Source organism: Nocardia sp. NPDC004123 (genome assembly GCF_053603795.1).
On record NZ_JBSGGG010000014.1, the window covers coordinates 67,326 to 90,047 of the forward strand.

The 22,722-nt window shown below is 68.7% G+C and carries 18 protein-coding genes and 1 tRNA gene; 9 read left to right on the forward strand and 10 right to left on the reverse strand.

Features of this window, described 5'->3' with window-relative positions; all coding sequences use genetic code 11:
• Positions 1–74 precede the first annotated feature (74 nt).
• Positions 75–1,694 (forward strand): peptide chain release factor 3, encoded by a 1,620-nt coding sequence (locus ACWEQQ_RS21260; RefSeq protein WP_452341440.1) that lies wholly within the window; start codon positions 75–77, stop codon positions 1,692–1,694.
• A gap of 32 nt (positions 1,695–1,726) precedes the next feature.
• Here the strand turns inward: ACWEQQ_RS21260 and ACWEQQ_RS21265 are convergent, their stop codons facing one another.
• Both ACWEQQ_RS21265 and ACWEQQ_RS21270 read right to left on the reverse strand, forming a co-directional pair.
• Positions 1,727–3,373: a fatty acyl-AMP ligase gene (locus ACWEQQ_RS21265; protein WP_452349392.1), complete on the reverse strand. Its 1,647-nt coding sequence runs from the start codon at positions 3,371–3,373 to the stop codon at positions 1,727–1,729.
• A gap of 87 nt (positions 3,374–3,460) precedes the next feature.
• Complete coding sequence (locus ACWEQQ_RS21270; protein WP_452349393.1) at positions 3,461–4,648, reverse strand: aminotransferase class V-fold PLP-dependent enzyme; 1,188 nt, start codon at positions 4,646–4,648, stop codon at positions 3,461–3,463.
• 286 nt (positions 4,649–4,934) lie between these two features.
• Between ACWEQQ_RS21270 and egtA the strand changes: the two genes are divergently transcribed.
• Genes egtA through egtD form a run of 4 tightly spaced genes read left to right on the forward strand, consistent with a single transcriptional unit; the run spans position 4,935 to position 9,614 of the window.
• Positions 4,935–6,227 (forward strand): ergothioneine biosynthesis glutamate--cysteine ligase EgtA, encoded by a 1,293-nt coding sequence (gene egtA / locus ACWEQQ_RS21275; RefSeq protein ID WP_452349394.1) that lies wholly within the window; start codon positions 4,935–4,937, stop codon positions 6,225–6,227.
• Positions 6,224–7,567 (forward strand): ergothioneine biosynthesis protein EgtB, encoded by a 1,344-nt coding sequence (gene egtB / locus ACWEQQ_RS21280; RefSeq protein ID WP_452349395.1) that lies wholly within the window; start codon positions 6,224–6,226, stop codon positions 7,565–7,567. The genes egtA and egtB overlap by 4 nt, the downstream gene beginning before the upstream one ends.
• Positions 7,567–8,646 carry an ergothioneine biosynthesis protein EgtC gene (locus tag ACWEQQ_RS21285; protein WP_452349396.1) on the forward strand — a complete coding sequence of 360 codons (1,080 nt, stop codon included), beginning with the start codon at positions 7,567–7,569 and terminating at the stop codon, positions 8,644–8,646. The genes egtB and ACWEQQ_RS21285 overlap by 1 nt, the downstream gene beginning before the upstream one ends.
• Positions 8,643–9,614, forward strand: a complete 972-nt coding sequence (gene egtD / locus ACWEQQ_RS21290) for an L-histidine N(alpha)-methyltransferase (RefSeq protein ID WP_452341446.1) — start codon at positions 8,643–8,645, stop codon at positions 9,612–9,614. Before ACWEQQ_RS21285 ends, egtD begins: the two co-directional genes overlap by 4 nt.
• A gap of 44 nt (positions 9,615–9,658) precedes the next feature.
• Here the strand turns inward: egtD and ACWEQQ_RS21295 are convergent, their stop codons facing one another.
• The 6 genes from ACWEQQ_RS21295 to ACWEQQ_RS21320 all read right to left on the reverse strand — a co-directional run bounded on the left by ACWEQQ_RS21295 (position 9,659) and on the right by ACWEQQ_RS21320 (position 14,372).
• Positions 9,659–10,297, reverse strand: coding sequence for a DUF2461 domain-containing protein (locus tag ACWEQQ_RS21295; protein WP_452341447.1), 639 nt, complete (start codon positions 10,295–10,297; stop codon positions 9,659–9,661).
• Between the two features lies 1 nt (position 10,298).
• Positions 10,299–11,054: a hypothetical protein gene (locus ACWEQQ_RS21300; protein WP_452349397.1), complete on the reverse strand. Its 756-nt coding sequence runs from the start codon at positions 11,052–11,054 to the stop codon at positions 10,299–10,301.
• 68 nt (positions 11,055–11,122) lie between these two features.
• Complete coding sequence (locus ACWEQQ_RS21305) at positions 11,123–11,455, reverse strand: hypothetical protein (RefSeq protein WP_364623051.1); 333 nt, start codon at positions 11,453–11,455, stop codon at positions 11,123–11,125.
• A 243-nt stretch (positions 11,456–11,698) separates the two neighbouring features.
• Positions 11,699–12,679: a ribose-phosphate diphosphokinase gene (locus ACWEQQ_RS21310; protein ID WP_452349398.1), complete on the reverse strand. Its 981-nt coding sequence runs from the start codon at positions 12,677–12,679 to the stop codon at positions 11,699–11,701.
• Positions 12,676–14,178 carry a bifunctional UDP-N-acetylglucosamine diphosphorylase/glucosamine-1-phosphate N-acetyltransferase GlmU gene (gene glmU / locus ACWEQQ_RS21315; protein ID WP_452341450.1) on the reverse strand — a complete coding sequence of 501 codons (1,503 nt, stop codon included), beginning with the start codon at positions 14,176–14,178 and terminating at the stop codon, positions 12,676–12,678. The genes ACWEQQ_RS21310 and glmU overlap by 4 nt, the downstream gene beginning before the upstream one ends.
• A 123-nt stretch (positions 14,179–14,301) precedes the next feature.
• Positions 14,302–14,372: transfer RNA gene (locus ACWEQQ_RS21320), tRNA-Gln, on the reverse strand.
• Positions 14,373–14,701: 329 nt separating this feature from the next.
• On the opposite strand from ACWEQQ_RS21320, the gene ACWEQQ_RS21325 reads away from it, so the two are divergent.
• Both ACWEQQ_RS21325 and ACWEQQ_RS21330 read left to right on the forward strand, forming a co-directional pair.
• Positions 14,702–15,316 carry a TetR/AcrR family transcriptional regulator gene (locus ACWEQQ_RS21325; RefSeq protein ID WP_354836545.1) on the forward strand — a complete coding sequence of 205 codons (615 nt, stop codon included), beginning with the start codon at positions 14,702–14,704 and terminating at the stop codon, positions 15,314–15,316.
• Positions 15,317–15,545: 229 nt separating this feature from the next.
• Positions 15,546–16,193: a TetR family transcriptional regulator gene (locus ACWEQQ_RS21330; protein WP_379387467.1), complete on the forward strand. Its 648-nt coding sequence runs from the start codon at positions 15,546–15,548 to the stop codon at positions 16,191–16,193.
• A gap of 90 nt (positions 16,194–16,283) precedes the next feature.
• On the opposite strand, the gene ACWEQQ_RS21335 is transcribed toward ACWEQQ_RS21330, so the two are convergent.
• Positions 16,284–17,432 (reverse strand): hypothetical protein, encoded by a 1,149-nt coding sequence (locus ACWEQQ_RS21335; RefSeq protein ID WP_452349399.1) that lies wholly within the window; start codon positions 17,430–17,432, stop codon positions 16,284–16,286.
• Positions 17,433–17,562: 130 nt separating this feature from the next.
• On the reverse strand, positions 17,563–17,955 hold the full coding sequence (locus tag ACWEQQ_RS21340) for a DUF1801 domain-containing protein (protein ID WP_452349400.1): 393 nt from the start codon (positions 17,953–17,955) through the stop codon (positions 17,563–17,565).
• 126 nt (positions 17,956–18,081) lie between these two features.
• Between ACWEQQ_RS21340 and mfd the strand changes: the two genes are divergently transcribed.
• Both mfd and ACWEQQ_RS21350 read left to right on the forward strand, forming a co-directional pair.
• Positions 18,082–21,699, forward strand: coding sequence for a transcription-repair coupling factor (gene mfd / locus ACWEQQ_RS21345; protein ID WP_452349401.1), 3,618 nt, complete (start codon positions 18,082–18,084; stop codon positions 21,697–21,699).
• A gap of 214 nt (positions 21,700–21,913) precedes the next feature.
• On the forward strand, positions 21,914–22,633 hold the full coding sequence (locus ACWEQQ_RS21350) for a MazG family protein (protein ID WP_452349520.1): 720 nt from the start codon (positions 21,914–21,916) through the stop codon (positions 22,631–22,633).
• Positions 22,634–22,722 lie beyond the last annotated feature (89 nt).

Here is a 22,722-nt window from a genome sequence, read left to right on the forward strand (position 1 = left end):
ACCGGCCGGTCGGGCAGAGGGGCCGGTCACGTACCCTGGGGCGGTTGCCTCGTCTGCACAAAAAGGAGTCCCCCGTGAGTTCCCCGACTGCCCCCTCAGCTACCGCCGGTCGGCTGGCCGACGAGGCGGCGCGGCGGCGCACCTTCGCGGTGATCTCCCACCCTGACGCGGGTAAGTCGACGCTCACCGAGGCGCTGGCGCTGCACGCCAAGATGATCTCCGAGGCGGGCGCGATCCACGGCAAGGCCGGCCGCCGGTCCACCGTCTCCGACTGGATGGAGATGGAGAAGGCGCGCGGTATCTCCGTCAGCTCCACGGCCCTGCAGTTCGAGTACGGCGACTGCGTCATCAACCTGGTGGACACCCCCGGCCACTCCGACTTCTCGGAGGACACCTACCGCGTGCTCACCGCGGTGGACGCGGCGGTCATGCTCATCGATGCCGCCAAGGGCCTGGAACCGCAGACGCTCAAGCTCTTTCAGGTCGCGCGCGATCGCGGCATCCCGGTCATCACCGTCATCAACAAGTGGGACCGCCCGGGCCAGGCGCCGCTGGAACTGCTGGACGAGATCGTCGAGCGCATCGGCCTGACCCCCACCCCGCTGTTCCTCCCGGTCGGCATCGCCGGCGACTTCCGCGGCCTGCTGCGCCGCGGCGAGGAGGGCACGCCCACCGAGTACATCCACTTCACCCGCACCGCGGGCGGCGCGACCATCGCCCCCGAGGAGCACTTCACGCCCGAGCAGGCCGCCGCGCGCGAGGGCGATGTGTGGACCACGGCCGCCGAGGAGAGCGAACTGCTCTCGGCCGCGGGGCAGGACCACGATCAGGAACTGTTCCTGGCCGGGCACACCTCGCCGGTCATCTATGCCTCCGCCATGCTGAACTTCGGTGTGCGCCAGCTGCTCGACACCCTGGTCGAGCTCGCGCCGCCGCCGCGCGGCCGCAAGGACATCAAGGGCAATCCGCGCGATACCACCGCGCCGTTCAGCGCTGTCATCTTCAAGGTGCAGGCGGGCATGGACACCGCGCACCGCGACCGGCTGGCGTTCATGCGCATCGTCTCCGGTGAGTTCGAGCGCGGCATGGTGGTGACCCACGCGCAGACCGGGCGGCCCTTCGCCACCAAGTACGCGCTGACGGTGTTCGGCCGCGAACGCACCACCGTCGACACCGCCTACCCCGGTGACGTGGTCGGTCTGGTCAACGCCACCGCGCTGGCTCCCGGGCACACCCTGTTCGTGGACAAGAAGGTCGAGTTCCCGCCGATCCCGTCCTTCGCGCCGGAGCACTTCGCGACGTTGCGGGCCCAGACCGCGGGCAAATACAAGCAGTTCCGTAAGGCCATCGACCAGCTCGACTCCGAGGGCGTGGTGCAGGTGCTGCGCAATGACGCCCGCGGTGACCAGTCGCCGGTGCTGGCCGCGGTCGGTCCCATGCAGTTCGAAGTCGTCACGGCCCGAATGCAATCCGAGTTCAATGTCGAGACCCAGCTCGATCACTTGCCGTACCAGCTGGCCCGGCGCACCGACGCGGAATCGGCGGAGGAACTGAACCGTCAGCGCGGTGTCGAGGTCTTCACCCGCACCGACGGCGCGCTGCTCGCGCTGTTCAGCGACAAGTGGCGGTTGCAGTACATCACCAAGGAGATGCCGAAGCTGACCCTCGAACTCCTGGTCGCCGGGACGGAATAGCCGGTGCCGCGACCCACCCCCCCCGGACCGGCTCAGCCGAGGTGGGTGGCGGTGGCCGAGCGCCGGAGCTTGCCGGAGGAGGTCTTGGGCAGTGCGCCCGGGCCGAGAACGGTCACGCTGCGGGGCCGGACCCCGACCTCGGAGAAGACCGCGTGCACGATGTCGTGCTCGATGCGGTGGACCTCCTCGGGATTCTGGTGATCGTTGGATTCGACCACGACGGCGAAGCTTTCGCGTTTCTGCCCGGCGTCGAGGCGCACGGCCACCGCATTGCCGGGGCGAACCCCCGTGACGCGCAGGGCCGCTCGCTCGACATCGGTGGGGAAGATATTGCGGCCCGCCATGATGATGACGTCCTTGATGCGGCCGCACACCACCACCAGCCCGTCGTCGGTGAAGTAGCCGAGGTCGCCGGTGTCGAGCCAGCCCTGCGGGTCCTGCGCGGCGCGGAAGCCGTCCACCGTCAGGTAGCCGGATGTGACTGCGGGGCCGCGTAATTCGATGACGCCGACGCTGCGCACCGGGAGGGGCCGGCGCTCGGCGTCCACGATCCGGCCCTCGAGGTTGTCGACCAGGTAGCCGAGGGTCGGCAGGCGGCGCACGCCGCCGTGATGGTGTTCCGGATCGCGGATGGGGACGGCTTTGCCGAGGGCTTCCAACAGGTCGGCGTCGACGACGTCGAGGACCTGGCCGAGGCCCGGATCGGGGATGGAGACCGCGAGGGTGGTCTCGGCCATGCCGTAGACGGGGGTGAGGGCCATGGGGTTGAGGCCGAAGCGTTTTCCGGCCTCGGCGAGGGCGTCCATGGTGTCGGCCTCGACGGGTTCCGCGCCGTTCCACATGTAGCGGACGCTGCTCAGATCGACCGATCCGTCGGCCGCGTTGCGCAGTCGGCGGGCCAGCAGCGAATACGCGAAATTCGGTGCGGCGGTGACGGTTCCGCGATACTTCGAGATCAACTCGGCCCACAGGATGGGGCGGGTCAGGAAGTCCAGCGGGGTCACGCACACCACTTCGGCGCCGAATTGCATGGGCACGCTGAGGAATCCGACCATGCCCATGTCGTGGAACAGCGGCAGCCAGCTGATCATCACGTCGTCGTCGAGCTGGAATTTCACCCGATCGAACATGGCGTGGGCGTTGACGAAGAAGTTGCCGTGCGTGATCTGCACCGCCTTGGGCGACCCGGTGGATCCGGATGTCAACTGCTGCAGGGCGATATCGTCCTCGCCGGTCGGCACCGGCTCGATCGGCTCACCCGTGCGCATGGCCGCGATGGTCACCACCGCGATACCGCGTTCGCGCAGTAGCGGTTCCGCGATCTCGAACGGCGCGCCCAGAATGACGACCCGCGCCTGGATCATGCCCAGCACGGTCTCGGTGTCGTGCGCCCACACCTGCAGATCGGTGCGCGGGGTCGGCTGGTGCAGCATGGTGATCGAGGCGCCGCGCATCCACACCGCCTGGCAGGCGGGCGCGATGTCCACCGGCATGCCGGCCAGCACGCCCACCGCGTCGCCCGGCCCGATCCCGGCGGCGGCCAGGCCGCCGGCCATCCGGCGGGCGATGTCATGGATCCGGCCCCAGTCGTGCCGTACCGGTGCATCCGGCTCACCGGTCACCAGCCCTCTCCGGGAAACGCGGGCGGTGGCATACATTTCGTCGGTGAATCGGCTCACGATCGACTCCTCAAACGCCGAACCAGCACCTCAAATAATCCCGCGCCCGGTGCGGGCTGTGAACCGTTTCGGAGTTTTGGGCGGCAGTCAGACGAAGGTCCTGACCGCCCCGACGAAGCGATCCAGGTCCTGGTAGTCGACGAAGCAGTGCGGGGAGGCCCGGACCACCGAGTTCAGTTCTCTGGCGGTCATATCGAGCAGCGTGGAGCCGCGGTGGCTGACCGTCACCGTGATGGCCTCGGCGGCCAGCCGATCGCGCACCTGGACCGGTTCCAGGCCGTCGACGGTGAAGGACACGATGCCCGCGTGCTGGATGCCCCGGTCGCGCACCTCGACGCCGGGAATCTCCTGCAGGGCCTTGCGCAGGTACTCGGCGCGTTCGGCGATCGCCGCGTACACCTGCGCCGGACCCAGGTCGAGCAGGTAGCGCACGGCCGCGCCCAGCGCGAGGCGGCTCGCGACCGAGCATTCCCAGAATTCGAACCGACCGGCGTCCGGGGAGAGCACGTAGTCGTCGGGCGCGATCCACTCGGCGCTGTGCAGGTCGAGCCGGCCGGGCTCGAGACTCAGCGCCAGGTCGGGCCGCACATACAGAAATCCGGTGCCACGCGGGCCGCGCAGCCACTTGCGGCCGGTGGCGGACAGCGCGTCCACGTCGAGTTCGGCGATATCGAGCGGCAGCTGACCGGCCGACTGGCACGCGTCCAGCAGCGCCAGCGCACCCACCCGGTGCGCGATGCGGGCGGCCTCGGCGACCGGGTTCACCAGGCCGCCATTGGTCGGAACATGCACCAGCGACACCAGTTTCACGCGCTCGTCGATCATGGCGTCCAGAGCGTCGAGGTCGAGCTGGCCGCTGCCGTCGCTGGGAACGGCCTCCACGACCGCGCCGGTCTGCCGCGCGCGCTGCAGGGCCGCGATGGCATTGCTGCCGTAGTCCACGCCGGAGATCAGGATCCGGTCGCCGGGGCTCAGCGGGACCGAGTAGAAGAAGTCGCTCCAGGAGCGGCTCGCGCTGTCGCTGAGGGCCAGCGCGGCCGGGTCGGCATTGATCAGTTCGGCAATGGCCGTCTTGACGCCGTGCAGGTCGTCGATGCGCTCGTTGGCGGCGCGGTAGCCACCGATCTCGGCTTCGCGCCGCAGGTGGTCGATGGCGGTGTCGACGACGATCTGCGGGGGGAGTGAGGACCCGGCGCTGTCGAGAAAGACCTGATTCCGGCACCCCGGCGTGTCGGCGCGCAGACGGGCGATGTCCAGTGTGGCGTTGTCTCTCATAGGTTCGACCCTATCCACCGCGTCAGCGGGCCGTGGTGAGCCGAGGCCCCGGATCCATGCCCGCCATCCGCTGGAACGGGCCGCGGATGCCCATCGTGAGCTGGAGGAACGCCGCAAGGCCGGGGCCATCGTGCGCTCGGTGCGGCCCTGATAGCAGGATCGGGGAATCGGTTGTTCCTCTGCAGGCGTTCTCCATTTCGTCAGATTTCTTGTCACCGTCGCTCGCTACTCTTGTTTGGGTCGCCGTGCGATCCCCAGCGGCGACCGCATCAGACGGAGGTTGGCAATGGCTGTCACAGCGTCACCGACCGATGTGCTGCACAGTGGCCTGGCCGAATCGGAGCCGGGCGGCGAATTCACGTCACGCGCCGCCGCCGAGGCTTATGTCGGAAAAGTCTGTTTCAAACAGGGCCCACCGCTGCTCATCGGCGCCGAACTGGAGTGGCTCACCGCGCAAGGTGAACTTTCGGCGACCAATTCGCGTCCGGACCCGAGGGTCCTCGCGGACGCTCTCGGACCGTATGCGCCACGGTCCATTTCCCCCGATTCCCCGGCCGTTCCGTTGCCGGGAGGCAGCCGGGTCACCCTCGAACCCGGCGGTCAGATCGAACTGTCCAGTGCCCCGTTCGGCTCCGCAGCCGAACTGTGCGAGCGCTTGCGGGCAGACTCGATACGCTTGCGGGAGCTGCTCGAATCCCGCGAAATCCGAACTATTTCCGCTGCCGCCGATGCCACTCGGCGGCCGCTTCGTGTGCTGCAGCTGCCGCGCTACCGGGCCATGGAGCGGTCCTTCGCCGGCATCGGCCCGTTCGGTGCGCTCATGATGTGCAATACCGCCGCCACCCAGGTGAGCGTCGACGCGGGCGCGAATCCCGCCGAGATCGCCGCCCGCTGGCAGGTCCTGTACGCGGTGGGTCCGGCCCTGCTGGCCGCTTTCGCCTGCTCACCGGGGCTGCACACCGCCCCGCCCGGCGACTGGGCCTCGCAGCGCATGCGGGCCTGGCAGCGGCTCGATCAGCTCCGCACCCGGCCGCCCGTGCACGACTGGGCCGACCCGATCACCGGGTACGCGCGCTGGGCGCTGGACGTGCCGCTGCTGTGTGTGCGGTCGCTGGACCCGCAGGCCGGTGACTGGTCGGCCCCGCCGGGGGCCACGTTCGCCGACTGGCTGTGCGGGGCGCTGGACGAGGAGATCGGCCGTCGCCCGGACCGGGCGGATCTGGACTATCACCTCACCACCCTGTTCCCGCCGGTCCGCGCGGCCGGGCACCTCGAGGTCCGCTACCTCGACACACAGCCGGGCGACGGGTGGTCGGTGCCGGTGCATGCCATCGACGCGCTGCTGTCCGATCCCGGAACCATCACGGAGGCAACGGCTCTGGCCGCCTCCACCGCGGATCTCTGGTCCGAATCCGCCCGCTGCGGGCTGGCCGACGCGGAGCTGCGGGCAGCCGCGGTCGCCCTGCTCGACCTGGCCACCGCGCGTGCCGCCACTCCCGAGGCGGCCAAGGAATTGGCTGCCGCCGCCGACCGATGTCGCAGCGGCCGCACCCCGACAGAATCGGAAGTTCTCTCATGACTGTTCAGCATCTGCCGGGATCGGATCGGGCGGCGACCGAGGCGTTGCGCGGACGGATCGCGGACGCGCTCGAGCGGGCGCGCCGGCGGACCATCGGACTGACCGAGTGCGTCGACGAGGCCGAACTGGTCGCGCAGCACTCGCAGCTGATGAGCCCGCTGGTCTGGGATCTCGCGCACATCGGCAACCAGGAGGAACTCTGGCTGGTGCGCGATGTGGGCGGACGGGAACCCGTGCGGCAGGACATCGATCACCTCTACGACGCCTTCCGGCACGCGCGGGCGGACCGGCCCGCGCTACCGCTGCTGGATCCGGCGCAGGCCCGCGACTATGTCGGCACCGTGCGGGACAAGGTGTGGGATGTGCTGGACCGCAGCCCCTTACGCGGCAATGACCTGGTCCACGACGGCTTCGCCTTCGGCATGATCGCCCAGCACGAACAGCAGCACGACGAGACCATGCTCGCCACCCACCAACTGCGGACCGGTGAAGCTGTGCTGTCCGCCCCGCCCACCCCCGCCGCGCGGGTGGCGGTCACCGGTGAAGTCGTCGTTCCCGCAGGCGAATTCATCATGGGCACCGACTCCGATCCCTGGGCCCTGGACAACGAGCGGCCCGCGCACCCGGTGCACGTCGACGCCTTCGCCATCGACGCCGCGCCCATCACCAACGAGCAGTATCTGGCCTTCGTCGACGACGGCGGCTACGAGCGGCCCGAGTTGTGGTCCGAGCGGGGCTGGGCGCACCGCGTGCAGGCCGGGCTGACCGCGCCCCAGTTCTGGGAGCAGGACGCCGGAGGGCGTTGGTGGCGTAGGGTTTTCGGCACCATGCAGCCGCTGCGCGCCCACCAGCCGGTGGTGCACGTCTGCTGGTTCGAGGCCGAGGCCTACGCGAACTGGGCGGGCAAGCGCCTGCCCACCGAGGCGGAATGGGAGAAGTCCGCCCGCTTCGATCCGGCCACCGGCCGCTCTCGCCGATACCCTTGGGGCGATATCGATCCCAGCGATGCCCTGGCGAATCTCGGCCAGCACCACCTGGAACCGGCCGATGTCGGTGCCTACCCCGCGGGCGCGTCCCCGGCCGGTGTCCATCAGCTGATCGGCGACGTCTGGGAGTGGACCGCTTCGGGTTTCGAGGCCTACCCGGGCTTCCGCGCCTTCCCGTACCGGGAATACTCCGAGGTCTTCTTCGGCGGCGACTACCGCGTCCTGCGCGGTGGTTCCTTCGGTGCCGACCAGGTCGCCTCCCGTGGCACCTTCCGCAACTGGGATCACCCGATCCGCCGCCAGATCTTCGCCGGCTTCCGCCTCGCCCGGGACCTGAGATCGGACGAGCGCTGATGTGCCGTCACCTCGCCTACCTGGGACCACCCACCCCGGTAGGGGTGCTCCTGACCCGGGGCCCGAATTCCCTGCGCACCCAATCCTGGGCTCCGCACGACATGCGCGGCGGGGGCACCATCAACGCCGACGGTTTCGGCGTCGCCTGGTGGCACCACCCCGATGCCGCCGCTCCCGACCACGGACCCGGCGTCATCTGGCACGGCGGCACGGCCGCGGATATCCGGGCTGCGGCGGAATCCGTCGGCGCTCAGGCGGATCAGGCCGGATCCGATGCCGCGGGGGCGGATCCGGTGGTCAGCCGGTATCGCAATGCGGCACCGATCTGGACCGATCCGGCGGTCGACGAGGTGTTGCCGCAGATCCGGTCCGGAGCAGTACTGGCCGCGATCCGTTCCGCCACAGTGGGAATGCCCGTGGAGCGAGCGGCCTGCGCCCCGTTCACCCACGGCCGCTGGGCCTTCAGCCACAACGGCGCGATCCCCGACTGGCGGCGGGCGCTGAGTGCGGTTGCCGCCGAATTCGATTCGCCACCGCTGTTGGAGGCAGAGTCCCTGACCGACTCCGCCGCCCTGTGGGTGATCCTGCGCGGACTGCTCGACGGTGGTGGCGACACCACTGCGGGCGTCGAGCATTCGGGCATCGGCGAATCGCGCAGTTTCGGCGCGACGGTGACGTCCCGGTCGGCGATCAGTGTCACCTCGGCTTCCAGTGCGGCGCCGGAGGTTCGGACCTGGGGGTCGGCCACGACCTCGGACGGCTCGGCCGGCGCGGCGTTCCATGGTGCGCGGGCGAGAGATCCGGGGGAGGTACTGCGGCTGGTGATGGCGGCGGTGCTGGCGCGGTCGCCCCGCGCGCGGTTGAACTTGCTGATGGGGGATGGGGCGGGAATTTGGGGGACGACGTGGCATCACTCTTTGTCGGTGTTGGAGACCGACGGGTTCGTGTTGGTGGCCTCGGAACCGTTCGATGACGATCCGCGGTGGCGGCCGATTGCCGATCGGCGGCTGCTGAGCGTGCGGGACGGGCGGGTGTCGGTGGAACCACTGGATATCGAGATCGGAAAGGCTGGCTCATGACTGCGGCTACGCTGGAAATTCATCTGACCGACGAGGATTTGACGACCGCGCTGCGCGCGGACGTGCGACAGGGGCTGACCGCGGAACCGAAGTGGTTGCCGCCCAAGTGGTTCTACGACGCGCGCGGCAGCGAGCTGTTCGAGAAGATCACCGAGCTGCCCGAGTACTACCCGACCCGCACCGAGCGGGCCCTGCTGGAACGGGTGGTCGGCGAGATCGCGCGGACCGCGCAGGCCGAGGTGCTGGTCGAGCTCGGCGCGGGCTCGGCTGCCAAGACCCGGCTGTTGCTCAACGCGCTGAAGGCCGAGGGGCCGCTGAAGAGCTATGTGCCGCAGGATGTCTCGGTCGCGGCGCTGCGGATGGCGGCGGACGAGGTGGCCGCGGAGTTCCCCGGCCTGGGCGTGCACGGCGTGGTCAGCGATTTCACCGCCACCCTCGACAACCTGCCCGGCGGCGGCCGCCGCATGGTCGCCTTCCTGGGCGGCACCATCGGCAACCTGATCCCCGCCGAGCGCGCCGAATTCCTCGGCGGCATCCGGGATGTCCTGGAACCGGGCGAGCAGCTGCTGCTCGGCGCGGGCCTGGTCATCGACCCGGCGGTCCTGGTCCCCGCCTACGATGATGCCGCGGGTGTCACCGCGGAATTCAATCGCAATGTGCTGCATGTCCTGAACACCCGGCTGGGCGCGAACTTCGACCCGGAGAAGTTCAGGCACGTCGCGATCTGGGACGCCGAGCGGGAGTGGATCGAAATGCGCCTCGAGGCCACCGAGGCCATGGCCGTCCACATCCCGGAGCTCGACCTGACCGTCGATTTCGCCGCGGGCGAGCAGCTGCGCACCGAGATCTCCGCCAAGTTCCGCCGCGAGGTCCTCGAAAGCGAGCTGGAAACAGCCGGTTTCACCACCGAGCGGGTGTGGACCGATCCCGCCGAGCGGTTCGCCCTGGTGCTCGCCGAGCGCAGGTAGGCACAGTGCTCGCCGAGCGCGGGTAGGTGTGCGGGCGGTGGCGGCTACTTCTGCGCCGTCACCGCCGCCAGCCACTCGATGAGCGGCCGCATCTCCTCCCACGCCGCCCGGACCTCCCGGGCGGCGCGCGGGGTGCTCAGCCATTTGGGTGCGCCGAAATCCCTGCCGGCGGTGAGGGATTTGTGCCGCAGCAGCTCGATGCGCGGGTGATCGATGTCGTAGCCCTTGGGTTTGGTCGCCAGCCTGTCCCCGCCGATCTGGTATCCGGCCGAGACGAGCTGTGCGATCAGCCCTTCCAGCTCCGTCCCGCGCACCTCGTCGTCGATGGCGGCCCGCAACGCGGTCAGCTGGGCGCTCTCGGCGGCGTACATGCCGCCCCCCACCCGCAGTCCGGCCGCGCTGATCTGGACGTACCAGCCGGAGTACTGCGCGCTGTACACCACCGCGCCCTGATGGTTCTTGTAGGGCGACTTGTCCTTGGCGAAGCGCACATCCCGGTACGGCCGGAAGATCTTGGCCTCGCCGAAGTCCGGTTCCAGCTCGGCGACAAGCGCTTTCATCGGATCCCGGACGGACTCCTCCCATACCTGCTTGTGGGCGTTCCAGAAGGTCTTGCTGTTGTCGGCTTCCAGATCCTCGTAGAAGTCGAGTCCGGCGAACGGGAATCCGGTGAATGCGGTCATGTCAATTAGTGTTCGGCATGACCCCGGAGCCGTAGATCGCGACCCCGATGATGATGCCCAGCACCAGCGCCACCCCGGAGGCGACCGCGGCCCACTTGCCCAGCGGCTCGCCCTTGCTGTGCCCGATTACGCCGAGCACGATGCCCGCGATGCCGAACAGCGGCGGACAGAAGATGAGCGCGATGACCGCACAGACGAATCCGATGATCGAGAAGGTCTGCGGCCCGCTGCGCGGCGGCGGCGCACCGAAATTCGCGCCACCGGGATACGGCTGATACGGCTGCCCGTAGGGCTGCTGACCGTACGGCTGCTGCTGACCGTAGGGCTCCTGACCGGGTCCGAACTGCTGCGGGTACGGCGGCTGCGCACCCTGGGGGTAAGAAGGCTGCGAACCCTGAGGGTAGGGAGCGTTCGGGTAGGGCGGAAACCCGCCGCCCGGGTAGGCGGCCGGTGGCTGATCGCCCTGTGGCGGGTATCCGTACACCCCGCCTGCCGGGTACTGCGGCTGGGCCGGTGGAGGCTCGGACTGCGCGGCCGGATTGAACTGTGTGGGGTCGGGCTGACCGGGAGGCGGGGGAGTGCCCGGGATGTACCGGAAGGTGATGTCGTCCGCGGGCTGTTCGTCGGTGGGCCATGCTTCCGAGACGTTTTCTGGCGTCTCCGCCGCTGGCGTGTCGGATTCCTTCTTGAACATGTCGGCCGGTCCGGTGCCGGATTCGTCCGACGGCTTGCCGGGCTCGTGCGGCGGCGTGCTCATCGCGCCCTCCTCGATCGTGGTGTGCGTCTTCAGGGATATCCCTCTGCGGGACGTGCTACGCAACAGTCCTAATCGCCGAGTTCCTCCACGATGTCCATGGCGGCGACCTCCGCGGGCCGGTCGTCCTCGGCCACGAACTCTTCGCGCTGCCGCCGGCGGCTCCACTCCTGGTCGAGTTCGGCTCCGATGCCGAGCCTGCCGGTGTCGGCGCTCTCGCGATCGCGGATGACGAGGTCCTCGGGCGGATCGGTGATGAACCGCGTGTACTCGCGGATCTCGTCCTCCTGATCGTCGTCGCCCAGGTCGTAGTCGAGGTTGTCGACGTCGCTGTCGAAGACCTGATCGGTGTCGAAGATCTCGTCCATCAGGCGGGCATCGTCCTCGTCGGGCCGGCCGGCCATTCGGCACCACCTCTCCGCGCAGTCAGCGCACCAGTAGCAACCCTGAGTTCGATCCAACGCTACCGCTTACCTTCAGAAACGGACATCCATTGCCATCCCCATTTCGCACAGAAGCGCCCCTCCCGGAAGTGGGAGGGGCGCTCGTTGAAGCGATTGTGATGGCCGCCCCGGTGGGTTCGGGGCAGAGCCCCGGTTGCCGTTGGGGTTCAGGGGCGGAGCCCTGAGAGGCTACGAGAGTTCCGGTTATGCGTTCCCGTTGAAAAGGCCGGTGACGGAACCGTTTTCGAAGACCTCGCGGATGGTCTGCGCCAGCAGCGGGGCGATCGACAGCACGGTCAGCGTCGGGAACTTCTTGGCCTCGTCGATCGGCAGGGTGTTGGTCACCACGACCTCTTTGGCCCCGCAGCCGGCGAGACGCTCGGCGGCCGGGTCGGACAGGATGCCGTGAGTGGCGGCGATGACCACGTCGCCCGCGCCGGCCTGCTTGAGCACCTTGACCGCGCCGGCGATGGTGCCACCGGTGTCGATCATGTCGTCGATCAGGATGCAGGTGCGGCCCTCGACCTCACCGACCACGCGGTTGGAGACGGTCTGGTTGGGGACCAGCGGGTCGCGGGTCTTGTGGATGAACGCCATCGGCGCGTCCGCCAGCGAGTTGGCCCACTTCTCGGCGACCTTCACGCGGCCGGCGTCGGGGGAGACGACCGTGATGTTGGACAGGTCGTAGTTGTTGCGGATGTGCTCGGCCAGCTGCACCTGCGCGTGCATGTGATCGACCGGGCCGTCGAAGAAGCCCTGGATCTGATCGGTGTGCAGGTCGATGGTGATGATGCGGTCCGCGCCCGCGGTCTTGAGCAGGTCCGCGATCAGGCGGGCCGAGATGGGCTCGCGGCCGCGGTGCTTCTTGTCCTGACGGGCGTAGGGGTAGAAGGGCAGCACCGAGGTGATGCGCTTGGCCGAACCGCGCTTGAGCGCGTCGATCATGATCAGGTGCTCCATGACCCACTGGTTCAGCGGGGCCGGGAAGCTCTGCAGCACGAAAGCGTCGGAGCCGCGCACCGATTCCTCGAACCGGACGAAGGTCTCACCGTTTGCGAAGTCGCGCGCGGTCTGGGGAGTGACGTGAACGTTGAGTTCCTTGGCCACCGCCTCGGCGAGCTCAGGATGAGCGCGCCCCGAGAACAGCATCAGATTCTTCTGGTTATCGGTAGAGAACGCGGTCACTGACGTTCGCCATCCTTTTGCTCGTTGGATATCTCGGTGGTTCCCGGCGGATCCGGGAGAGCCGCGAGCGCCGCTTCGGCCGCGCGGGCTGCATCGGTGCCGGGGCGATTGCGCTGCACCCAGCCTTCAATGTTGCGTTGTGCTCCACCCGACACCGCGAGCGCTCCCGGGGGAACGCTTCTGCGCAGTACAGTACCCGCCGCCGAATACGCGCCGTCACCCACGGTGACCGGCGCGACGAACATGGTGTCGCTGCCCGTGCGCACGTGCGAGCCGACCGTGGTGTGGTGCTTCTTGACCCCGTCGTAATTGACGAAAACGCTGGACGCGCCGATATTGCTGTATTCGCCGATGGTGGCGTCGCCGACATAGGTGAGGTGCGGGACCTTGGAGTGCGCGCCGATGGTGGCGTTCTTGGTCTCGACGAAGCCGCCGATCTTGCCCTCCGCGCCGAGCGAGGTGCCGGGCCGCAGATAGGCGAAGGGGCCGACGCTCGCGCCCGGGCCGATGCTCGACTTCTCGCCGTGCGTGCGCACCACCTTGGCGCCGTCGCCGACGGTCACGTCGGTGAGCGTGCAGTCCGGTCCGATCTCGGCGTCCTCGCCGATCACGGTGTCGCCCAACAGTTGTACGCCCGGCCGGATGACGGTGTCACGGCCGATCACCACGTTCCCGTCGATCCAGGTGCTGGCCGGATCGATGATGGTGACCCCGGCGCGCATGTGCCGTTCCAGGATGTAGCGGTTGAGGGTGCGGGCCGCGCCGGCCAGCTGCACCCGGTCGTTCACGCCGGTGACCTTGGCGGAATCGATCAGCCGCGCGCCGTGCACCGGATGTCCGGCCTCACGGGCCAGCTTGAGCACGTCGGTGAGGTACAGCTCGTGGCGGGCGTTGGCGGTATCGATGCGCGAGATCATGATTCGCAGCACGGCCGCGTCGAAGACGTAGACGCCGGAGTTGACCTCGGTGAGGGCCGCCTGCGCCGGGCTGGCGTCGGCGTGCTCGACGATCTCCAGCACGTGACCCTGCGCGTCGCGCACGATGCGGCCGTAGCCGTTCGGGTCCTCGGGCTCGAAAGTCAGTACGGTGACTGCGGATCCGTCGGAGTAGCTGCGGTGCTCGTCGAGCAGTGCGTGCAGGGTGTGCCCGTCCAGCAGTGGCACGTCGGCGTAGGTGACGAGGACGTCGCCGTCGAAGTTCTCCGGCAGCGCGGTGAGCGCGCACTGCACGGCGTGCCCGGTACCGCGCTGTTCCTCCTGCACCGCCAGGGTGATCTGGCGGCCCAGTTCGGCACCCACCTTGCCGACCGCGTCGCCGACCTGTTCGCGATCGTGACCGATCACGGTGATGAGCGCCGTCGGGTCGATCTCGTGCGCGGCATGCAGCGCGTGGGCGAGCATGCTCCGACCGGCGAGCGGGTGCAACACCTTGGGTGTCTTGGACCGCATTCGGGTTCCGGCTCCGGCGGCGAGAACGACGACGGCGGTCTGCTGTGGCATGGATCTCCCTCGGCTGCCGGTCATCGTGTGCTGAGTCAGGTTGTGCTGGGCCACAGTGGGTCAGCACCCACAGCGTGGTCAGCGATTTTGTGCGGGGCCCACCATATCGACCCTGCTCGTGAGCTCCGCCGCCAGGACTCGAACCTGGACAAACTGAACCAAAATCAGTTGTGCTGCCATTACACCACGGCGGATTGACGCTTCATGCGGGTCTGATCCTCGCATGAAGTACGCCTCTACGTCGAACTGTGCTCCCCCGCCTCTCCGTGTTTCTTGCCGACGAGTCACGTGCGGGGCCGGTTCGCGTCATGGACCGGCGGTTACGACGCAACGGACTCACTCAGTACCCCAGGAGTTACCCCGATCGAGACAAATCAGTTGTTACGTTGGCGAATACGGACGGCGAGTGACCCCTGGCCGCATTCTCCTGGAGAGTCTGGAACAGTTATGAGCGGTCTGATTGCGGAGTAGGGAGGCGGTAGCGATGACGGGCGGTGAGGGCAGTCGGCCCGCGCGGGCGCGCATGACCGGCACTCAGCGCCGCCAGCAGCTCATCGAGATCGGCCGGGCGCTGTTCGCGGAGCGAGGGTACGACGCCACCTCGATCGAGGAGATCGCGGCGCGGGCCCAGGTGTCGAAACCGGTGGTGTACGAGCACTTCGGCGGCAAGGAGGGGCTCTACGCCGTGGTCGTCGACCGGGAGATGTCGACGCTGCTGGAGATGATCACCTCCTCGCTCACCCAGAACCGTTCGCGGGTGCGGCTGGAGCAGGTGGCGCTGGCGTTGCTCACCTATATGGAGGAGCGGACCGACGGCTTCCGGATCCTTATGCGGGATCAGCCGGTGTCGGCCGCGGAGGGCACCTACTCGAGTCTGCTGAACGAGGCCGTGAATCAGGTGGCGCACATTCTGGCCGGGGATTTCGAGCGCCGCGGGCTGGACCCGACGCTGGCGACGCTGTACGGGCAGGCGCTGGTGGGAATGGTTGCGACGGCGGCGACCTGGTGGCTGGACGAGCGCCAGCCATCCAAGGAAGTGGTGGCCGCGCATCTGGTGAACCTGTGCTGGAACGGCCTCACGCATCTGGAGGCGGAACCCCAGCTGGCGTCGGAATGGCCGAGCGGCAAGGGGTTATAGAACCCGGCGGTTTGAATTCAGGTCTGATATGTCTGTCCTAGCGGGGCGGAACTGGACAGTTAACCAGCGAATTGCGAAGGAGGACGGGTCGAATGCTCGAATCGACTGGCAGCACGCAGCCGGGTGGTACGGTTCACCCATCCTTCGAGTGCTGTTCGAACTGTGATGTCGGTCAACTTCGGGATATCGGTCTACTTCAGGATGGCTGGTTTGATGACAGGCGGCTCTGATGGCTAGGCAGGCGCGTGCGGAGATCACTCGCGATTCCGTCCTCGCGGGCGCGGCCGATGTCTTTCTGCGACTGGGCTACGCGAACGCGTCCCTGTCCGAGATCATCGCGCAGTCGAATGTGACCAAGGGCGCGTTGTACTTTCACTTCGGATCCAAGGAAGAACTGGCGCGCGCGGTCGTCGATCAGGGCAACGAGCGACTGGTCAGCGCATGCCAGGGATTCTTCGATCCGCGGGTGCCGGCGCTGGAGGCGTGCATCGGGATCACCTATGTGGTCGCCGACCTCACCATGAACGACCCGATGGTGGGCGCGATGCTCAAACTGACCCACCAGATCGGCGACTACCGCGGCGCGACCGGCGACAATATCGCCAAGACCTGGGGTGAGACGCACCGTTTGCTCGCCGAACGCGCGATCACCCAGGGGGATCTCAAACCCGACCTGGATCCCGACACCATCGGGATGCTGCTGCAGGAGATGACCACCGGCGTCCATATCGTCGCGGTCAGCACCGAGTCCATCGATCAGATGGCGACCCGCATGGAGCGGGCCTGGTACTTCCTGCTGCCGAGCATCGTGCCCGAGGAGAAGGTCGCCTACTTCCGTGAATTCGCGGCTCGGCGCCTGCGTCGCTACGTGCAGTGAGACTGCGCACGGTGCAGTGCGGTGAGCACCGTGTGGTGCGTGTGAGCAGGCAGCGAGCAGTGCTGCGGCGCAGCAGGTTTCGCGAATCGGCTACTTGAGCCCCGCCTGCCACTTGGTGAGCGCCTTGCTGAGCAGGCGGTTGGCCTCGTCGGCGTGGTAGTCGTTGACGTTGGCGTTGTAGTCGAAGTACCAGATCTTGCCGCCCGACCGGCAGACATAGTGCAGGCCGCGTGCCTGGCCGCCGCCGGCCGCCGTGGCGTCCATCTGGTAGCCGATGATCTCGTCGCCCACCGCCGGAATGTTCGAGATCTTCGTGTACACGATCTGCATGCCGTCGTAGATCACCGTCGGGCAGTTGTCGGAGGCGTCCTTCTCCTCGTCGAATTCGGTCTTGATCTCGGTGGGGGTGCGGAACGCGACCGTCGTCGTCACCGCGGCCCCGCCGTAGCCGCCCTTCTGGCCGAAGGCGGAGGTGGCCTTCGCCGCCGGTTTGGTCGCGGGCGGGGCGGCCTCCTTCTTCAGCTTCGCGGTGCAGTCCGGAGTCTCACCCGAGACCCGGGCCTCATCGGTGCCGTCGTTGGTCTGCTGCTCCTTCTTGGTGTCCTCGGTCCACCCGACCGGCAGGTCGTCGACCGCCAGCACCATCGCCGCCGGATCGCTCGTGCCCGCTCCGGTTTTGGTGGTGGTGGCCGCGCTCGACGTCTCCGGGGACTGGGCCTGTGTGCCGCCCGAGTCATCCGACCGGGTCGCCACCACGGCGATCACCGCACCCACGACCAGCACCGCGACTCCGGCCAGCGCCAGCAGGATCATCCGATTCCGGTTGCGCCCCACCGGTTGTGTGATCACCGGCGCTGGTGCGCCGAACTGACCCGGTGTGGCGAAGGGCTGCTGCTGAGCGAATTGCCCTTGCGGCATACCGAACTGACCCTGCGGGGAGCTGAACTGGCGCTGCGGTGCGCCGAACCCCGGTGGCGGGAACCCGTGCTGCGGTACATCGTGACCCGGTCCCGGGGCGAAGTGCTGGGGCTGTCCGAACTGCTGCTGTGGTTGCCCGAATTGCTGCTGTGGTTGCCCGAATTGCTGCTGCGACGGGAAGTGGCCCTGTGGCGGAAACTGCGTCTGAGCCGGTTGTCCGTGCCACTGCTGGGTGGGTGCCCACTGGCTGTCCGGCTGCGGTGGATTGCTGTGCTGATCCGGTTGCCCGCCGGAGGGTGGCGCGGGTGGCGGTGTGGTCATACTGTCCCCTGGACCCGGGCGTTCTGGTCACAGCGGGTCGAGCCCCGGACCTCCTCCCCGCGGGGACCATTGTTATCACAGGGCCCCGACGCCGGTAGGCCGGCGAAATCGGCGGCAGCGCCCGGCACGGCTACTTGCCCTCGAGTTTTCGCCGGCCGCCCGCGCGGTTGTTGGCGATGATCTGCCGGAACATGGCGAGAAGTGCTGGAGCATTGAGGGTTTCGCCCTCCGCCACGGCGATCATGCGGGCGGTCTTGTTGTCGTGACCACCGGTGATGATGCCCTCGGGATCGGGCACGATGGCCCCGTCGTAGAGGAAGATGTCGACGGCCTTCTTGGTGGCGAGCAGCGCGCAGATATTGCCGTCGAGCACGAAGTAGGGCCGGACCGTGCGTTTGATGGTCTCCTCGACCGCCGGGTCGGCCGCGTGCACCAGGTCGCGGACCTGGCCGCAGATGCCCTGTTGCCAGCCGGGCAGGGCGTCGATGTAGGCGTCCACCCGCGGATCGTTCGCCTGGGACATTCCGCCATCCAAGCACGGCCGGGGCGCTCGGGGGCTGAGAAGCGTCTGCGTGGTGAAGCTGTCACAGCGGGTGACTAGACTCAGTTGGCTGTCTGGAACGCTGATCTGCGCCGAGGAGTCTGCCCCATGACCACCCAACGTCCACCTCTGGCGGGACTGGCTGCGGTGGCCGGTGCCGATGCCGCGCTGGAGCAGGTCGCGAGCCTGATCGGCCGGGAGTCGGCGATGCTGGTCGCGCCGTCGGCGGTGCGGCCGTTCGTCGCGTCGACCATTGCCGGGCACCGCCCGCTGCTGGTGGTGACGGCCACCGGGCGGGAGGCCGACGATCTGGCCGTCGAGCTGACGGAGATACTGGGCGACACGGTCGCACTGTTCCCGTCCTGGGAGACGCTGCCGCACGAGCGACTCTCGCCGGGCGCGGACACCGTGGGCCGGCGGCTGCAGGTGCTGCGCCGGCTGGCGCATCCGGAGGACCCGGGGTTCGCGGGTCCGCTGCGGGTGGTGGTCACCACGGTGCGCTCGCTCATGCAGCCGATGGCGGCGGGGCTCGGGGAGATCGAGCCCATCGTGCTGCGCCGCGGCGCCGAGTTCGACTTCGACCAATTGCTCACGCGGCTGGTGGAATTCGCCTACGAGCGGGTCGACATGGTCGGCAAGCGCGGCGAGTTCGCGGTGCGCGGCGGCATTCTGGACGTCTTCCCGCCGACCGCGGATCATCCGGTGCGCGTGGAGTTCTGGGGCGACGAGGTCTCCGAGGTGCGCGCCTTCTCGGTGCAGGACCAGCGCTCGATCCACGAGGTGCCGATCGAGCTGGTGGTCGCGCCGCCGTGCCGGGAGCTGCTGCTCACCGACGCCCTGCGGGAACGCGCCGCCCGGGTGGCCGCCGAGAATCCGGCCGATGCCGCGCTGGTGGAGATGCTGGAGAAGATCTCCCAGGGTGTCCCAGTGGAGGGCATGGAGGCGCTGCTGCCGGTGCTGCAGCCCGGTGAGCTGCAACTGCTGGTGGACGCGCTGCCCGCGGAAACCCATGTGCTGCTGTGCGATCCGGAGAAGGTCCGCACCCGCGCCGCCGACCTGGTGCGCACCGGGCAGGAGTTCCTGGAGGCGTCGTGGACGGCGGCCTCCTTCGGCGGGGCCGCCCCGCTGGGCGCGCACGGGCTGGATTTGGCCGCCTCGAGTTACCGGGGGCTGGATGTGGTGCACGCCGATGCCGAGCGGCGCGGCCTGCCCTGGTGGACGCTGAGCCCGCTGGCCGCCGACGATCCGAACGAGATCGCGCTGCCGGTGCTGGCCGCCGCCTCGGCGCGCGGTTCGGAGGAGCTGGTCGCCACCATCTTCGCCTCGCTGCGCGCGCATGTCGCGACCGGTGGCCGCGCGGTCATCGTGGTGGCCGGACACGGTACGGCGCAACGCATTCTGGAACGGCTCGCCGATGCCGAGGTGCCCGCGGCGGCGCTGGAGGCCGGTGCCGAGCCGGTGCGCGGACTGGTCGGCGTGCTGTGCGGGTCGCTGCACGACGGCGTCGTGTTCGACGACGCCAAGCTGGTGGTGATCGCGGAATCCGATCTCACCGGCAACCGGGTCACCGCGCCCGGCGAGGGCAAGAAGCTGCCCGCGCGGCGGCGCAACCAGGTCGATCCATTGGCGCTGACCGCCGGCGACATGGTGGTGCACGACCAGCACGGCATCGGCCGCTTCGTGGAGATGATCGAGCGGACCGTCGGCGGCGCGCGCCGCGAGTACCTGGTCATCGAGTACGCGCCCAGCAAGCGCGGCCAGCCGGGGGACCGGTTGTTCGTGCCGATGGACTCGCTGGATCAGCTGTCGCGCTATGTCGGCGGCGAGATGCCGTCGCTGTCCAAACTGGGCGGTTCCGACTGGGCCAATACGAAGCGCAAGGCGCGCAAGGCGGTTCGTGAGATCGCCACCGAGCTGGTGCAGCTCTATGCCGCCCGGCAGGCCGCGCCCGGCCACGCCTTCGGCGCGGACACGCCGTGGCAGCAGGAGATGGAGGACGCCTTCGCGTTCACCGAGACCGTCGATCAGCTCTCGGCCATCGCCGAGGTGAAGTCCGATATGGAGAAGGCGGTCCCGATGGACCGCGTCATCTGCGGTGACGTCGGCTACGGCAAGACCGAGATCGCGGTGCGTGCGGCCTTCAAGGCGGTGCAGGACGGCAAGCAGGTGGCCGTGCTGGTGCCCACCACGCTGCTGGCGCAACAGCATCTGCAGACCTTCACCGAGCGGATGGCCGGTTTCCCGGTGGTGGTGAAGGGCTTGTCCCGCTTCACCGATGCGGCCGAATCGCGGGAAATCCTGGAGGGCATGACCACCAAGGATGTCGACATCGTGGTGGGTACCCATCGTCTGCTGCAGACCGGGGTGCGCTGGAAGGACCTGGGCCTGGTCGTCATCGACGAGGAGCAGCGGTTCGGCGTCGAGCACAAGGAGCACATCAAGGCGCTGCGCACCCACGTGGACGTCCTGACCATGTCCGCCACGCCGATTCCGCGCACGCTGGAGATGTCCCTCGCCGGCATTCGCGAGATGTCGACCATCCTGACCCCGCCCGAGGAGCGGCATCCGGTGCTCACCTACGTGGGCGGCTACAACGACAAGCAGGTGGCCGCGGCCATCCGCCGTGAGCTGCTGCGCGACGGCCAGGTGTTCTACGTGCACAACCGGGTGTCGTCGATCGACAAGGCGGCCAAGCGGATTCGCGACCTGGTGCCGGAGGCGCGAGTGGTGGTCGCGCACGGGCAGATGAACGAGGACATGCTCGAGAAGACCGTGCAGGGCTTCTGGGAGCGGGAATTCGATGTGCTGGTGTGCACCACCATCATCGAGACCGGTCTCGACATCTCCAATGCCAATACCCTGATCGTGGAACGCGCCGACGCCCTGGGCCTTTCGCAGCTGCACCAGCTGCGCGGGCGGGTCGGCCGCTCGCGGGAACGCGGCTACGCCTACTTCCTGTACCCGCCGGAGAAGCCGCTCACCGAGACCGCCTACGACCGGCTCGCGACCATCTCGCAGAACTCGGATCTGGGCGCGGGCATGGCGGTGGCCATGAAGGACCTCGAGATTCGTGGCGCGGGCAATGTGCTGGGCGCCGAGCAGTCCGGCCATGTCGCGGGTGTCGGCTTCGACCTGTACGTGCGCCTGGTCGGCGAGGCGGTGGAGGCCTACCGGGCCGCCGCCGACGGCCGCCCGATCTCGGTGGACGAGGAGGTCAAGGAGGTCCGCATCGACCTGCCGGTGGACGCCCACATTCCGCCCGACTACATCGCCTCCGACCGCCTGCGCCTGGAGGCGTACCGCAAACTCGCCGCCGCCCAGGACGATTCGGCGCTCTCGGCCGTGGTCGAGGAACTGGTGGACCGCTACGGCCCGCTCCCCGTGGAGGTCGGCCGCCTGGTCTCGGTCGCCAAGCTGCGCCTGCTGGCTCGCGAGTACGCCATCGCCGAGATCGGCGTCACCGGAACCACTCTGAAGGTGTCGCCGCTGCAGCTCCCGGATTCCAAGCAGCTGCGGCTGAAGCGGCTGTACCCCAACGCCACCTACCGCCCGGCGACCGGCATCGTCCAGCTGCCGCTGCCGCGCGTCGAGGACAGCGTCGGTGCGGCCCGCGTCCGCGACGTGCAGGTGCTCCAGTTCGTCGCGGACCTGCTGCTCGCCCTGGACGGAAAGGCCCCGGGCGCAGTGGATGTCAAGGTCGCGGCGGAGGTGCTGGCTCCCCGATGAGTTGTCCGACCAATGCAAGCCTGCCACGGGCGTTCGCAGGGCGGGCCGTCGCGCCGATGGCGTCCTGCGTCCGGCCCGCGGCTGCGGTGGCGTGATGAGTACCGGGAACGGCGCGGGAGCGGAGTCGGCCCGGCGGAGCGAGTCGGTCCGGCCGGGCTCGGAACAGCCCAGTGCGGGAGGCGGTTTCGGGCGTGGCGAGGCGGGGCGCGAGGCGATGGCGGCCGAATCCGCGGCGGATACCGCGCGCATGATCGCGGCGCTGGGCGAGGCGGTCGAGGTGATGGACCGGCTGTGGAACTTCGGCGGGTGGGAGGTGACGCAGACGCATGATTCGCTGCGGCCGTACCTGCTGGAGGAGACGTACGAGCTTCTGGACGCCATTCAGGCCGAAGACGCGGAGACCATCAAGGAGGAGCTGGGGGATCTGCTGCTGCAAGTGCTGTTCCACTCCCGGATCGCCGAGGCCGCAGGGGAATTCACCGTCGCCGACGTAGCCGCGGCCCTGGTGTCCAAGCTGGTGCACCGCAGTCCGCATCTGATCGGCGAGCATGGTTCCGGCGAATACGGCATCGATCCGGCCGCGGCGGTCGCCGACAAGATCGCGGCGCAGGAAAGGGCTTGGGAGGAGCGCAAATCCGCCGAGAAGGCGCGGCGCTCCTGCCTGGACGGCATTGCCATGGCGCAGCCCGCGCTGGCGCTGGCGGAGAAGGTTCGCTCGCGAGGTATCAAGGCGGGTTTACCCGAGGAGCTGATTCCCGGCGCTCTGCGTGTCGTGGAGCTCGGCGGGCCGGACAGTGCCGAAGAGCGGTTGCGCAAGGCCACTCTCGCGTTCGCTACCGCCATCCGCGCCGCCGAGGATGCCGCGGAAATCGACCGGGGCGAGCGGCGCGCGCTGGCCGCCGCGGACTGGCATCGGTACTGGCCGCGCGGCTGAACGGAATCCGGCGTCGCGGACGGATCGGGCATCGCGGTCGCAATGCCGGGCGATAACGGCGGTGTTGCCTTCGGCTCGTTTCGGCTAGC